The organism is Thermoplasmataceae archaeon (genome assembly GCA_038729425.1).
Classification (GTDB): Archaea; Thermoplasmatota; Thermoplasmata; order Thermoplasmatales; family Thermoplasmataceae; genus B-DKE.
In genome coordinates this window covers 309,761-323,054 of record JAVYSB010000001.1, presented here as the reverse complement: position 1 = coordinate 323,054, position 13,294 = coordinate 309,761, and the positions used below count along the sequence as shown (strand labels likewise).

Annotated in this window: 15 protein-coding genes; 5 read left to right on the top strand and 10 right to left on the bottom strand. The window is 44.8% G+C overall.

The annotated features are described in order from the left end of the window. Nucleotides 1-630, bottom strand: a 630-nt coding sequence (locus QW597_01620) for an ABC transporter permease subunit (GenBank protein MEM0155287.1), incomplete at its 3' end; no start/stop codon positions are given. Nucleotides 631-644: 14 nt separating this feature from the next. After that, complete coding sequence (locus tag QW597_01615) at nucleotides 645-1,694, bottom strand: substrate-binding domain-containing protein (protein MEM0155286.1); 1,050 nt, start codon at nucleotides 1,692-1,694, stop codon at nucleotides 645-647. A gap of 105 nt (nucleotides 1,695-1,799) precedes the next feature. On the opposite strand from QW597_01615, the gene QW597_01610 reads away from it, so the two are divergent. Next, nucleotides 1,800-2,228, top strand: coding sequence for a Tfx family DNA-binding protein (locus QW597_01610; protein MEM0155285.1), 429 nt, complete (start codon nucleotides 1,800-1,802; stop codon nucleotides 2,226-2,228). A gap of 895 nt (nucleotides 2,229-3,123) precedes the next feature. Here QW597_01610 and QW597_01605 read toward each other — a convergent pair. After that, nucleotides 3,124-3,537 carry a CoA-binding protein gene (locus QW597_01605; GenBank protein ID MEM0155284.1) on the bottom strand — a complete coding sequence of 138 codons (414 nt, stop codon included), beginning with the start codon at nucleotides 3,535-3,537 and terminating at the stop codon, nucleotides 3,124-3,126. Between the two features lie 88 nt (nucleotides 3,538-3,625). On the opposite strand from QW597_01605, the gene QW597_01600 reads away from it, so the two are divergent. Together QW597_01600 and QW597_01595 are read left to right on the top strand one after the other, a co-directional pair. Further along, the gene (locus QW597_01600) at nucleotides 3,626-3,937 is read left to right on the top strand and encodes a transcription factor S (protein MEM0155283.1); all 312 of its coding nucleotides are present in this window, start codon (nucleotides 3,626-3,628) and stop codon (nucleotides 3,935-3,937) included. A gap of 44 nt (nucleotides 3,938-3,981) precedes the next feature. Beyond that, nucleotides 3,982-5,349: a signal recognition particle protein Srp54 gene (locus tag QW597_01595; GenBank protein MEM0155282.1), complete on the top strand. Its 1,368-nt coding sequence runs from the start codon at nucleotides 3,982-3,984 to the stop codon at nucleotides 5,347-5,349. A gap of 1 nt (nucleotide 5,350) precedes the next feature. Here the strand turns inward: QW597_01595 and QW597_01590 are convergent, their stop codons facing one another. The 7 genes from QW597_01590 to QW597_01560 form a co-directional block, all read right to left on the bottom strand. After that, complete coding sequence (locus QW597_01590) at nucleotides 5,351-6,475, bottom strand: NAD(P)/FAD-dependent oxidoreductase (GenBank protein MEM0155281.1); 1,125 nt, start codon at nucleotides 6,473-6,475, stop codon at nucleotides 5,351-5,353. A 66-nt stretch (nucleotides 6,476-6,541) separates the two neighbouring features. Beyond that, nucleotides 6,542-7,981: an NAD(P)/FAD-dependent oxidoreductase gene (locus QW597_01585; GenBank protein ID MEM0155280.1), complete on the bottom strand. Its 1,440-nt coding sequence runs from the start codon at nucleotides 7,979-7,981 to the stop codon at nucleotides 6,542-6,544. A 146-nt stretch (nucleotides 7,982-8,127) separates the two neighbouring features. Continuing rightward, complete coding sequence (locus QW597_01580) at nucleotides 8,128-8,652, bottom strand: hypothetical protein (protein MEM0155279.1); 525 nt, start codon at nucleotides 8,650-8,652, stop codon at nucleotides 8,128-8,130. Between the two features lie 77 nt (nucleotides 8,653-8,729). After that, on the bottom strand, nucleotides 8,730-9,413 hold the full coding sequence (gene nth / locus QW597_01575) for an endonuclease III (GenBank protein MEM0155278.1): 684 nt from the start codon (nucleotides 9,411-9,413) through the stop codon (nucleotides 8,730-8,732). Nucleotides 9,414-9,417: 4 nt separating this feature from the next. Continuing rightward, the gene (cutA, locus tag QW597_01570) at nucleotides 9,418-9,735 is read right to left on the bottom strand and encodes a divalent-cation tolerance protein CutA (GenBank protein ID MEM0155277.1); all 318 of its coding nucleotides are present in this window, start codon (nucleotides 9,733-9,735) and stop codon (nucleotides 9,418-9,420) included. A 40-nt stretch (nucleotides 9,736-9,775) separates the two neighbouring features. After that, nucleotides 9,776-10,417 (bottom strand): DNA/RNA nuclease SfsA, encoded by a 642-nt coding sequence (sfsA, locus tag QW597_01565; protein ID MEM0155276.1) that lies wholly within the window; start codon nucleotides 10,415-10,417, stop codon nucleotides 9,776-9,778. A gap of 54 nt (nucleotides 10,418-10,471) precedes the next feature. Beyond that, a complete protein-coding gene (locus QW597_01560) occupies nucleotides 10,472-11,656 on the bottom strand; it encodes a glycine C-acetyltransferase (protein ID MEM0155275.1) in 1,185 nt (394 codons plus the stop codon). 80 nt (nucleotides 11,657-11,736) lie between these two features. Here QW597_01560 and QW597_01555 point away from each other — a divergent pair, with 80 nt between their 5' ends. Beyond that, a complete protein-coding gene (locus tag QW597_01555; GenBank protein ID MEM0155274.1) occupies nucleotides 11,737-12,699 on the top strand; it encodes an NAD-dependent epimerase/dehydratase family protein in 963 nt (320 codons plus the stop codon). 201 nt (nucleotides 12,700-12,900) lie between these two features. After that, nucleotides 12,901-13,294 (top strand): MFS transporter (locus tag QW597_01550; protein MEM0155273.1); only part of this gene is annotated, 394 nt, incomplete at its 3' end.

The following is a 13,294-nucleotide window of genomic DNA, read 5'->3' as shown; positions in this document are numbered from 1 at the left end:
GTAGGTCAGTATGGCGACTGAGCCGAACTCACTCATCGCCCTGCTCATGGCCGTAAGTGTCGCAGAAACTAGATCCTTTAGATTTGATGGAACAACAATGGAATAAAGGACAGATAGCCTGGAACTTCCTAGTGAATACCCAAGCATTTCGTGGTGTCTGTTCATTGCCGAGAATACTGATTGAGCCGACCTAATGTAAACGGGTGCAGATACAAATGATAGGACAACTATAAGCCCAAGGAAGCTGTTGTAAAGATTGATTCCAATGGAATAGAGGAATGAACCGAACGGTGTTATGGGGCTTGCAAGGATCAAGAATGCAATTCCCACGATTGGGTGCGGTATGGAGGCTGGAATGTCAGAAGCGCTTTCAAGTAAACTGTTCTGTTTGCGTGAAAGATCAAAGGCGAGAGGTGTGAAAATCATGAAAACAATAGCGGCAGAGATTGCGGACGATATAATGGTAAGCTCGATTGACCTAAACAGCGCACTCTCACGCGCAACTGCAGATCCGTATATTAGAAACCCATAGATCAGAATGTAGAATATGGGTATAGCTAACAGCACCATCGTCACCCAGGCGATTATCGACACGGAGTCTATTCTGCCAGCGGAATTCTTAAATTTCACGTTCCGTGTATACTTCAGGTTAAGCCACCCGCATTCCTGATCACGCCCTGGTTTTGAAGGTTATCCAACCACGCCGGCACTGTGACATTTGAGAATAACAGACTCTGGGATAGTGGAACCAGGCCAAATCTCGAAAGATTACTGCTGTTTTTCACAACATATGTCACGAAATTGTCAGCAACAGACGCATCAGTGTTGTTAGCAATGGTTGATATGAAGAGGTATATTGGGCTGCCCCTCACTTCCCCTGTAGATATGTTATAATAGTATTCACCATAGAACGCTGATTTATTCTCTGATCCGAAATTCAAGAAATCTGGTAGTGCAATGTACTTCAGATCATGCAATATTGCGGCAGACTTGTATATATATAGAAACTGGATCTGGCCAACATCAAGCGGGGCGACCAGGGAAGCTGCATTGGAAGCTGTGACATTGGAATGGTTCTCCTGCATTCTCTGCAGGTAATAACTGACATCGTTTTCGAAGATTGATCCGGCTATCTCAAGGCTCGTATATGCTCTCACGCCAGCAGGGTCTTCGTTTGGATTAGATATGCCTATTTTGACGACTCCGGAAGTCAGATTTGCAAAAGCTTGCCTGTATTCGGTGGAACTGTTTGTCAAATTGGCGGTTTGGAATTCTTTGACGATTGATTGTGCGATTCCGTCGGCCGGCGAACTGCCGGAAATAATGGAAGAATTATACGCCAGAACAATCTGATCCGCTGCAAATGCTATGGCCCAACCACTGTATCTTGGGCCAAGGTACGACCTATCGTAAGAATTGAGAGCAACGGATAAGAAAACGCTGGCAGGATGCCCGTTAGCTATTTCCTCAGCATCTGCATAGGATCCTCCACTGGTTACCGGCTCCACCTGTGCACCGGTTGCGTTGTGAAAGCTATTTAACAAGTATTCCGCCTCAATGGTATAAGCATCTGCAGTGTATGTGATCAATCCACTGTTCTTATTTCCAAGTAACCCGTTATCAAGTAACACAACAGAAGAGACCAAGACTGCGACAACTATTATTGCGGTTATTGCAGCACTAAGATTTTTCAAATCAACCACCAGTTAGCTTTGATTACGTTGATGTATGTGTTGAATAAAGTGTTTATTGTCACACATAAGTAAACAGTATTATTTAACAGATCGCAATTAGCGACCGTGGCAAACAAGGTCAGTTATGCTAGCAACACGTTTCTTACGGAAAGGCAGGCTGAAATATTGCGAATGAGAAAAAACAATATAAGCAGAATGGAAATCGCAAGACTGCTGAAAATAACCAGGCAGGACGTTACTATTCTGGAGAAGAGAGCGCTAAGAAATGTAGAAAGGGCTTTCAACACAATAAAATTTGCTAACCAAGAAGGGTACTCGGTCCGGTTGAAGGTCGCAGAAAAGACCCAGATTCTTGATGCAATCAGAGAAATTCTTGATACAGGAAACAGAAACGGGGTGAAAATCGCGTTATCGATCCCGGAGCTTTTCACAATGATCAGAATGAGCCAGCATGGAAAGATAAAAAACGGTATTCTGTCTTCAGGGATGGAGATCAATATATTGCCTGATGGAAAGGTAATTCTCGACCAGTAATTTCACCATTAAGCGAAATAGCTTCCGTTAAATCCCTGGAAACAAAGTCTGAGGCTATCATTTCTTCATAAAACTCTTTAAAATATGTTCTGTTTACGCGGACCGACTTTAACTGTCTACATGTTATCTTGAACCTTATTCTTTCTCTTATATTCTCTAATATTGCAGCACTGAGTGTTAAAATAATGAAAAATAGAAAAAGAATCAATGATAATGAGTCGATGGTCGTCCTTTAATGATCCGGATGAATCTTTCAAAACCATTCTAATCTCAGTGGACGGGCAAATGATAGGCAACTCAGAAATATGTAGGACGATTGCAGAACTATCGTGGTAATGAAAAATACTACGGTGCAACGTTGATGGGTATTTTCTGTTTTCAGCATGAAATCTGCAACCTCCACTCTATTTGATTTATTGTAAGTACATCGTTCTCACATTGATAAAGGAGGAAAAAGGGTTAAAGAGTACTGCAGTTACTTGGAGATCACTTCGCGATTATAAATACAAGCTCATTGTTATATTATTTCTCTCTTTACACGATATGGGCAAGCGAAAACCATTATCATTTTAGGAACGCAACGAAGATCGCATCCAAAACAGCTAAAATCAGCGTATGAAAAGGAGTTAGAATATAGCTGAGGCAAAGAATCCACACCATTAAAAAGAATGGATGGAGAGGCAATGGTGAAGAAGAGCAATAATCATCTGACCTCTTCTCCTGTCATTTTAAATGCCCCTGCCTCTCTTTTAACGGGGAAAAAAGAGCAAAAGCGATAGAATCATCAGTATTGCGAGCAAAAGCTTGAGATTATCCACACATGGTCACAGCAAATGCCCTGGATAAGTGATCAGGAAGGCCAGATATGGCTATCTCCATTAATGGTTCTCTCTCATTATCTTTGAGCATGACGTATGTGCTCTTTCTTCATGCATCTGTCCATCACTACTTTAATGTGGTTCTTCTTTGCAAGTTGGGCCGCCTCTTCGTTCATGAGTCCTTCCTGCATCCATATAACCTCTGGATGTATGGCTAGGGCATCCTCCACGATCGGGAGAATCTGGTCTGGTTTTCTGAATATGTCGATAATTTCTACCTTAACGTCCCTTGGTATGGATCTCAGATCCTTGTATGCCTTAATGCCTTTCCACGATTGAAGTGCTGGATTGATGGGTATTATGTTAAAGCCCTGCTTGAGAAGATAGCTCGCTACGTCATAGCTTGGTCTTTCCGGGTTTTCAGAAATACCTACTACGGCAATGTTCCGGTACTTCCTCAAGAATTCTTCAGTCCTATCCTCATCGTACATAAGCAGTCAACCGCGACCAAATAATAAATATGGCGTTTTTTCAGGGAATATAAATCAGTTTAAATACAGATCTGGCATACAAGAGGTTATGTTCTGCAGCAAGTGCGGATCCCTCATGACGCCAACCAAAGACAAGTATATTTGCAACAACTGTGGCTACGAAGTAAAGAAAACGAAGGCCGACGGTGTTAAGTCACAGATTTTAAACAAGGGGAACTCCAAGGAAGCAATAATGATAAAGGAGGAAAAGAATGCAGAACCATTGGATTCAGACGCTGTGTGTCCAAAATGCAAACATCAGGGAGCCTACTATCTGCTCAAGCAGACGAGATCTGCGGATGAACCTGAGACAAAATTTTACACCTGCGCTTCTTGCGGTCACAGATGGAGAGAGTACTAGCTGCTTCGATACGGTTATATAACCATATTTTATCTTAAGGAATCATGGTTCTGGACAACTTAGCCAGTTCTCTCAGGGATACTATCAGAAAAATATCGCGGTCCGGGTTTGTGGACAAAGAACTTCTGGAAGAAGTGTCGAGGGATATCCAGAGGGCACTGCTTAAGGCGGACGTCAACGTAAAGCTGGCTCTCAGCCTAACAAACACAGTGAAACAGAGGGCTCTTGAGGAAAAGCCACCTGCAGGCATGCCGCAACAGGATTTTGTCGTTAAGATAATTTACGACGAACTTCTTAAGATTCTTGGAGTGGAATCCAGTCTCAACCTCAAGCCACAGACAATCATGCTGGTTGGACTATATGGGCAGGGTAAAACAACATCTGCAGGGAAGCTTGCAAAATTTTTTACGAAGAAGGGACTGAACACTGGACTTATTGCAGCCGATGTTCACAGGGCCGCTGCTTATGAGCAGCTGCATCACATAGCACAGCAACTGAACGTTGGATTCTACGGTGAAAAGAACTCAAAGAACGCACTTTCAATAACACAGAATGGCTTGAAAGAGTTATCCGATCTTCACGTTAAAATTATAGATACAAGTGGCAGGGACTCCCTCGATGAGGAACTCATCGCAGAAATAAAGGGCCTGAAGGATCACGTCAAGCCGGACGAGGTACTCTTGGTGATGGACGCTACCGTTGGCCAGCAGGCCGGGCCTCAGGCTAGGGCGCTGGATTCTGCGGTGGGCATAACCGGAGTCATAATCACAAAGATGGACGGAACGGGAAAGGGTGGAGGAGTTCTCAGTGCAGTGGCTGAAATAAAGACTCCAGTTTATTTCATAGGAACCGGAGAACACATGGAGGATTTCGAAATTTTCAATCCAAAGAAGTTTTTGTCAAGATTGCTGGGTCTTGGGGACCTGGAGACCCTCATGGAGACATTTAAGGAGACAAATATTACTGAGGAGGAGGCAGAGGAATCAGTAAATAAGCTCATGTCTGGAAAATTCAACCTCAAGGACATGTACGATGTCTGGGAGAAATTTTCTCAGCCCGGGATTCTACAGAAACTTGTGGATTCACTGCCCCTCTCCAGACTTCCGGGAGGCCCAAAGATTGGGCAGGAAGACGTAGAGAATGCCGGAAATAAGCTGTTCAATTACAGGGTCATCATGGACTCCATGACATTCAGGGAACTGGAGGAACCTGAACTTCTTAACTCCAAGCGCATAGCAAGGGTTGCCAGAGGTTCCGGAAAGTCAGAGGCGGAAGTGCGGAACCTGCTCAAGGAATACAAAGGGATGAAGAACAACTTCAAAATGATCAAGGGAAATCGTGGGTTCAAGAAGATGCTTCGAGCTCAGATGAAAGCAGGGAACTTCGGGTTAGATGAAGAGCTGATGAAATAGGCTAAAGGAATTCCGTCAACAGTTTCTCAAAATCTACCTGCCCTTTCAGATGTCGTTCGCTGCCTATTGAATTAAATTTGCTGGAAAACATATCCGGATTCATGCAGTTAAAGTCATTCATGATCTTCAAAGCTCCAAGACTTCCGGAAATGCTCTTGAGAACGTTTGCATATCCAGCATGAATTCCGCTGTCACCCTTTACTGAGGTTTCGAAAGCTTCGTCAGCTGACGCCGTTCCAGAAAGCATGCTCCTACCGATTCCAAAGGGCCACATTTCAGCGTTGATTCCAGCAGTATCTCCGGCCAGTAAGAGGCCGGGTATTCCGATTTTTGCTGGTTTCACCCTTTTGTATATATCTGCCTGGACTTCCTGAATACTTCCATGCCTGTCCATTTTCAGGTTCTTGCAAAGATATTGATCTATTTTTGCACTGGCATCTATGTCTTGAGGTCTGTAGATAAATATTGCATTTGCTGTGTGGTTTCCCTTTGGTATTACAGCCATAACGGAATCCAGGTCTTCACTCACATCAACAATTCCCACGTTCATATCGCCAAAGTTACCGATTATCCTCTTATGAAAACTCTTTGCTATGAGCGTGGATCGCGGCATAATCAGTTCAGAAGACTGTTCAAGGAAAGGGGAATCATATCCACCAGCATAGATAACCATACCGCATCTTTCCGTGGTATATGTAGAACCATTCCTCATGATAACGCCAGAAATAACCCCGGATTCAGCGATTGGAGCAACCGCCTCAGTCCTGATCATGATATCTGTCCCGGCCTGAGAGGACAATGCTGCCAGGTGTTTGATAAATTTATCAGCTTCTATGCTGTAGATATCGTCGTCATCAAGAACAAGCACAGTTTCTTTGTCCGCAAAGCGCACCCTGATCTTGTTTATTTTTGCTGAAAGCCAATGGTCATCCGGTGTAATACCATTGTCAGCTAGGTCTCTGGAACTTACAATCTCAAAGTCCTTCAGTGGTGCCCCGATTTCCAATTTCCTGTCAATGAGAAGTGTCTTCAGTCCAAGATCCGAACACCTCTTTGACGCCTGACATCCAGCAGGGCCTGCACCAATAACTATAACGTCATACAGGGATACCACCTCCGGAAGCATCAAGCTATCCGGCACTCTCTCCTGAGATTTCCGCTTTCCAGCCCAACGAATTCCAGCCGGTTATGCTCAGGTGACCGGAAATCGTTTTTTTGCTTCTTCAATCTCTTCTGTAACCTGAGGTCTCCATTTCAGGAATTCCTCTGGAGTCTTTGGATAGGCGTCATAGATCTGGTTCATTAGCTGCATCTTCTTAACAGCGTAGATCAGGTTTCTGAAGGCACTTATATTTCTGGCTCCTTTCATTACCAGTTTGAATTTCGCAGCCATGCTTAGCTCCGGTATAAGGCCCAGCGTTATGTCAGACGCCTCCTTCCGTGTGAGGAAGTTCTTCATACCGTAGTTGAGTATGTCGTTGTCAAGAGACTGCAGATAAATACGGAATATCTCCATGCCTGCCGTTCTTTTTCCATAAGCGTTGTTATAGTCAATGTTGTAGTTCCACAATCCTCTTAGGCTGACATCACCAGATTCTATGGACCTCACGGCATTTTCTCCGGCAAGAACACCTGAGATCATCGCAGGTCCTATACCCCCTGCACTTATCGGGTTTGGCATTGCCATGCTGTCTCCCGTTCCCATGTAGCCATTATACACAAGGGATTCCATCTGCCTGCGAACTGCAACTGACCAGTTCCCTTTTCCGTTATTGTTCTTGTTGAATAGTTTAAGATTCTTGAAAACCCCGGTCCACTTTACGTAATTGTCTATTAGTGTCTGAAGGTTGTCGTTTCTTCCCGTCTTTTTGTTCCTCAGATCCAGGCTTCTCTTCTGAACGCCAATCCCAATGTTAATGCGGTTTCCGCTTTTCGGGAACACCCATCCATATCCTCCGGGGGCAAGTTCAGTATTCAGATGGATCAGAGCATTATCGGGATCATAATACCTGGGATCCTCATGGTCAAGCTCAAATTCATAAATGTAACGACCAGTGGATTCAATGTCATCGATATCCACAGTTCTGTCCACATAGGGATTTTCCGGAAGTTTTCTCCTTATGACGGTGGATACTCCAAGGGAATCAATCACAATCTTTCCAGTGAACGTTTTAATTTCCTTATCCTTTGTCCTTCCCTTTATTCCAGTTACATAATTATTTTCAATAACGGGGGCATCAACCTCGAATTCAGGCAAGTAGTGGACGCCGCTTTTAAGGGACAGTTGCAGCAGCTTTGCTTCGAACTCCGGCCTATCAAGGGTAAAACCCACACCTTCAAACATGAATTTAGTCTCGAGGTCGGGTGAGAGGGCATAAACTCCGTCAACCCTTCTGTCGAGTTCAGGGAACGAAAATGAAGCTCCTGTTTTTTTGGTAACAAAGTCAATGTGGCTTCCTGCCACTGCATCACCGCACGTCCAGCCCCAGATGGTCTTCTTTCCAACTTCAGCCTGCGGATTCCTGTCAACCATCAGCACATTAAGGCCGGCTTTTGCAGCCATCGTAGCTGCAAGGTTTCCGGACAGACCTGCCCCAGCAACTACCACATCATAGTTTCCATTGTTATTCATAGAAATCGCGTTTGTATCTGCAGATAAGCAACTACATTAAAAATCTTATGGGTTTTACCATACAACATGCCCATCCTCACATTAGGGTCTTTACATAAAGCCGGAAGGCCGAGCGAGAAGAAGATGACAATAAGGGAATGTCTTACTTAGAGTGGGAGATGTTCCCAGTCCATCAGGTCTCGGTCGTTAAGCGACCGTATCTCAATCTTCTCAAGAATATCTGTGAGCAGATCATCTTCCACATAACTTCTGTCAAGCCCGCCGTTCAGATGCTTGTCCAGAAGTTTGTTCATAACGCCAGAAGCCATAGCCGCCCTCATTTTTCCTACGCTTTCCGAATCCCTCTTAACCTGATCCTCAAAGTGATTATATATTTCCTTTCTTTTCAGATCTTTAAGGAAGTCGTCCACTGTTTCCTCCAGTTTCTTGTTATCGCCTTCTGCCATAACAAAGCGGACCTTATACGTTGGTTTGAAGTCTATTTTATCATCAGAAGCCTGGAACCAGTTAATTGCATCTTTCTCGAAGAAAGCCATGGAAAGGGCCTCCGCGACGGCCTTTGGTCTCGAAAAATCTATTCCCTTTGTTAGATCATAGGTGACGAGGTCACCGTCGTCGGACATTTTCCTGCTTGCGATGATTTTGTCCTTGATATCTTCTTCATACGTCATATAATTATAATAATAAAAATGACTATAATAATTGATTGCACCAATTTCCACAACCCGGTAATTGATCACAATCTGCGTCAACGATGAGAACTCGCACCGGAGATCTGCTTTTTGCTCTTTCCCCTCGTCTTGGCTAGGTAATACGCACAATACTGATTGATGCGGCATTCCTCGCACCTCGGTCCAACGGGGCGGCAAATATGTTTTCCAAATTCAACCAGTGTGGGGTTGAAACCTATCCAGATTTCCTTTGGAACAATCTTTCTCAATGCTTCCTCAGTATCTGCCGGATCCTTTGATCTGGAGATCCCAAGGCGCGTTGCTATCCTCTGGACATGCGTGTCAACTGCGATCGCTGGTATTCCAAAAGAGTCCGCGAGTACAACATTTGCGGTCTTCCTTCCGACTCCGGGAAATTCCATCAATTTTTCCATTTCACCAGGGACTTTACCGCCGTACTTCTCCTCAACCAGTCTGGCTGCATCGATGACGCGCTGGGCCTTTGCCCTGTTGAAACCTACTCTTGAGATGAGATCTCTCACTTCCCCATAATTGGCAATTGACAGGCCTCTGGCGTCATGATACCGATTGAATAGCGATCTGGATGCTGCGTCCGTCACCTTATCTTTTGTTCGATGGGAAAGAATGGTTGTGATTAGAACCCAAAATGGATCACTGAATTCAAAGTGATGCGAGGGGCTCTGTTCCCTGATCTTCTCGTAAATTGTCAGGATATTATTCCGGTTGATCCTGTTCACCATTTTATTACGGCACCGCCGTGCTGTCCTCAAGCCATTTTAGGTATTTCGAGCTTCCTTCGGATATTTCGAGGGCTAAAGTTTCGGGCAATTCATAAGGGTGGATCTCAGCTATCCTGAACATGGCATGTTTGTACCTTTCCCTCGAAGTCTTAATTATTAGCATGATTTCATTTTCCCGCACTATCCTGCCTTTCCATCTGTATACTGACCTGATAGATTCCATAATATTCACGCACGCAGCGAGTTTCTCTTCCACCATTATTCCTGCAATTCTCTCAGCGTCCGCCATTTTGGATACAGTTGTCAGTATTATAAATGCCATGGTTCACCATGTATTCAGATCAAATAAAACTGCATGAGTTTTAGCACATTCCAATTTCGCCTCTGAAAATAACCCTATTTCCTGACAGACTGAAGGTCAGAATCCTTCTTTCAACTCCTGCCTTCATTGCCCTTTCGAAAGCTTCTGTAAACTCTGGATCTGTTCTCCAGTTTGGTGCGAAGCACGTTACGTCATCACGCATGACAAGAATCAGGACAACTGCTCCTTGACCATTTTCAGCAAGTTGCGCAAGAAGATCCATATGCTCCCTGCCGCGTTTGGTTGGAGCGTCCGGAAACATTGCTTTTCCACTGATCATTAGTGTGCAGCCCTTTACCTCGATATAATACTCTCCTGATTTGAAGTCAAGTCGTTTCCTTCCAAGCTTGACCTCACGCTGCGCATCCGGTGGGAGAAATTTTGAAGCAATTTCAGAATGTATCCTCGTATCTGTTATGATCCATCTCGAGTTATTCAGCGCTGCAGTAATGGAATGATCGGTTTTCACGCCAACGGTCTCCCTTATCAGCACTCTGTTTCCTGGATAGATTAGTTCCTCCAGTCTACCAGGATCGTGAAGGTGACAGTATACAATCCCAGAGGGCCCGACCACATTGACAATAAACCTGTTTGGGCGATCAATTACTGTACCTTCCGCCAGGTCTCCATGGAACCTGTACACTTCAAAACCCACCTCCCTCGAAAGGAAGGGACTGAAAGTATCCATGAAAAAGCGTCAGTCAATTATCCCTAGGCCTTTTCCAATCTTCGCGAAGGCTTCCAGAGCTACATTGAGATCGTCCTTTGTGTGCACTGCAGATGGCATAAGCCTTATTCTAGAAGTCCCCTTTGCAACGGTGGGGAACACTATGGGAGAGGCAAAGACATTTTCGTTTTCGAAAAGCTGCCTGCTGAGTTCCAAGGTCTTCTTTTCATCCCCAACGATAACAGGGGTTATAGGCGTCTTGCTTGTTCCGGTGTTGAATCCCAGTTCTGCAAGCCCACTCTTGAGATAAGTGGAATTGTCCCAAAGTCTCTTCAACAGAGAGTCGTCACTCTCGAGTATTTCGATGGATCTAAGAACGGCAGCCGCATCAACCGGATTCATGGCGCTGCTGAAAAGGAAAGGTCTGGCTTTCTGCTTTATAAGGTCTGTAAGCTGTGCTGATCCCGCAGAAAAACCTCCCACTGCACCAAGTGCCTTTGAGAAGGTGCCCATCTCCACATCTATTTTCGAGGACAGGTGGAAATGATCGGCTATACCTCTTCCGTGGTCTCCGAGAACTCCCTCTCCGTGGGCATCATCAACATATGACATGGCATCATATTCTTCTGCAAGTTCCACGATCTTTGGCAGGGGTGCTATGTCCCCATCCATGCTGAAAACTCCGTCTGTTATTATGAGAGCACGTTTTCCCTCTGATCTGTGCTCCCTAAGTTGTTTTCTTAAGTCTTCTGTATCCATATGTTTGAACACGACTCTCTTTGCAGAACTAAGCCGGACACCATCTATTATGCTTGCGTGGTTAAGCTCCTCGCTGAACACTACATCATCCTTTCCAACCAGCACTGGTATGGTGCCGGTGTTGGCGAGCAATCCTCCCTGGAAAACGACGGATGATTGCATATGCTTGAAAGCTGCCACTTTCTTTTCGAGAGCGATATGGATTTCACCTGTTCCTGCAATGGATCTAACCGCTCCTGCACCAACTCCATATTCCTTGAGAGCATCCATGGCACTTTTCACGGTTTCTGGATGATCGGCAAGCCCTAGATAGTTGTTAGAACACATATTCAGTTTTTTTATGCCATCAATCTTGACCCATGCACCCTGAGCACCCTGCAAAACTCTTATGGGCACATATCTGCCGCTAGATTTGAGATCAGAGATCTCCTGGTTGACCCACTCCATCTTGTTCATGGCATGGATAGCCCTTTTTTCGATATTATTTTATGCCAGTTGTTCGCATACATTTTTAATTTTACTTACTATTGCCGGACATGGCGTTTAAGCATATTCTGGTAACAGGTGCATGCGGTCAGGTTGGCAGTGAACTGATATCCTATCTCTCTTCAAGATTCGGCAGTAATAGTATAGTGGCTTCAGATGTCAAAAAGTGCGTTCTCCCACCGGGGATTGCTTTTGCAGATTTGGATATAATGGACAGGGCAAATATGGATTCTATCATCAGAGAAAATGGAATTGACACGGTCTTTCATCTCGCTGCTATACTTTCTGCAGTCGGTGAGAAGAACCCTGGTCTGGCTTTCTCTGTGAACCTTCAGGGGACCTTCAACATCCTCGAAAGTGCCCATGAAAATGGTGTTGAAAGAGTTATGATACCGAGCACAATAGGTGTGTTTGGCCCAGAAACTCCCAAGGACAATGTGCCCACCCTTACCGTGATAAAACCAAGAACGATGTACGGCATAACAAAATATGCCATTGAGCTCCTTGGAAACTACTACTTCGAGAAATTCGATCTTGATGTAAGGGGCCTCAGGTACCCCGGACTCCTGAGTCACAAAACGGCTCCCACAGCAGGCACCACAGATTATGCCGTAGATGTTTTCTATCATGCCGTAACCGGGAAGAAATATACATGCTTCCTGGAGGGTAATACGAGACTTCCGATGATGTATATGCCGGACGCAATAAACTCATTTATGAAGCTTGCAGAGGCATCCAGATCTAAGCTGAGGTTTTCGATGGACTATAACGTATCTGCATATACATTCGATCCGGAAGGCCTGTTCAGACTTATCAGGAAGTATATTCCAGATCTTGAGGTCGAGTACAAGCCTGATTTCAGGCAAAAAATCGCGGATTCTTGGCCGGCAAGCCTGGACAGCAGTGACGCCGTCAGGGACTGGGGGTTCTCGCCAGAATATGATCTGGAGAGAACCGTCCAAGATATGATCCATAACCTGAAGTCAAGGCTGGAGAAAGACGGGCACCTCTAATAATCTAAACTGGATGAGGGTTTGGCAGATAAGGGGAATAGGAAGGTGCGTAAACTCGATTCAAAGTATCGCAATTATTATATAAGAATATGAATTAAAGACTTGTATTTTGGTAGCAATATGTAACCCATGACTGAATAAGGTCGGGTTCGGGCACTTCGCAATCGGTTGCTTTGCCTGAGAGAGTTTAGTGGTGAATTTATGGAAAACAAAAGTGCAGGATTGACTATATTCGGTCTGAACAGAACGGAGATTTCCCAGGTCCTTGCTGCCTGGGGAGGCTGGTTGCTTGACGGTTATGTATCCATAGCTTACCTAGTTGCCTTAGCTGATACGGGAATGAGTACAGCATTCTTCCCGGCCAGTCTTCATTATCTTGGGTTTCTTCTCACAATCATACCGGTAACGTTCAGCGCTATTGCCCGGTCTTTTGGTTCCACCGTCCTCGGTAATTTTCTTGGGGACAGGATTGGAAGAAAGACGCTTCTGACGGTTTCCATAATCGGGTTCACAATCTTTTCCGCTGCGATAGGAATTATACCTCCGTATTCGCAGATTGGCATATTCTCTCCCATACTACTGTACATAGTTCTTT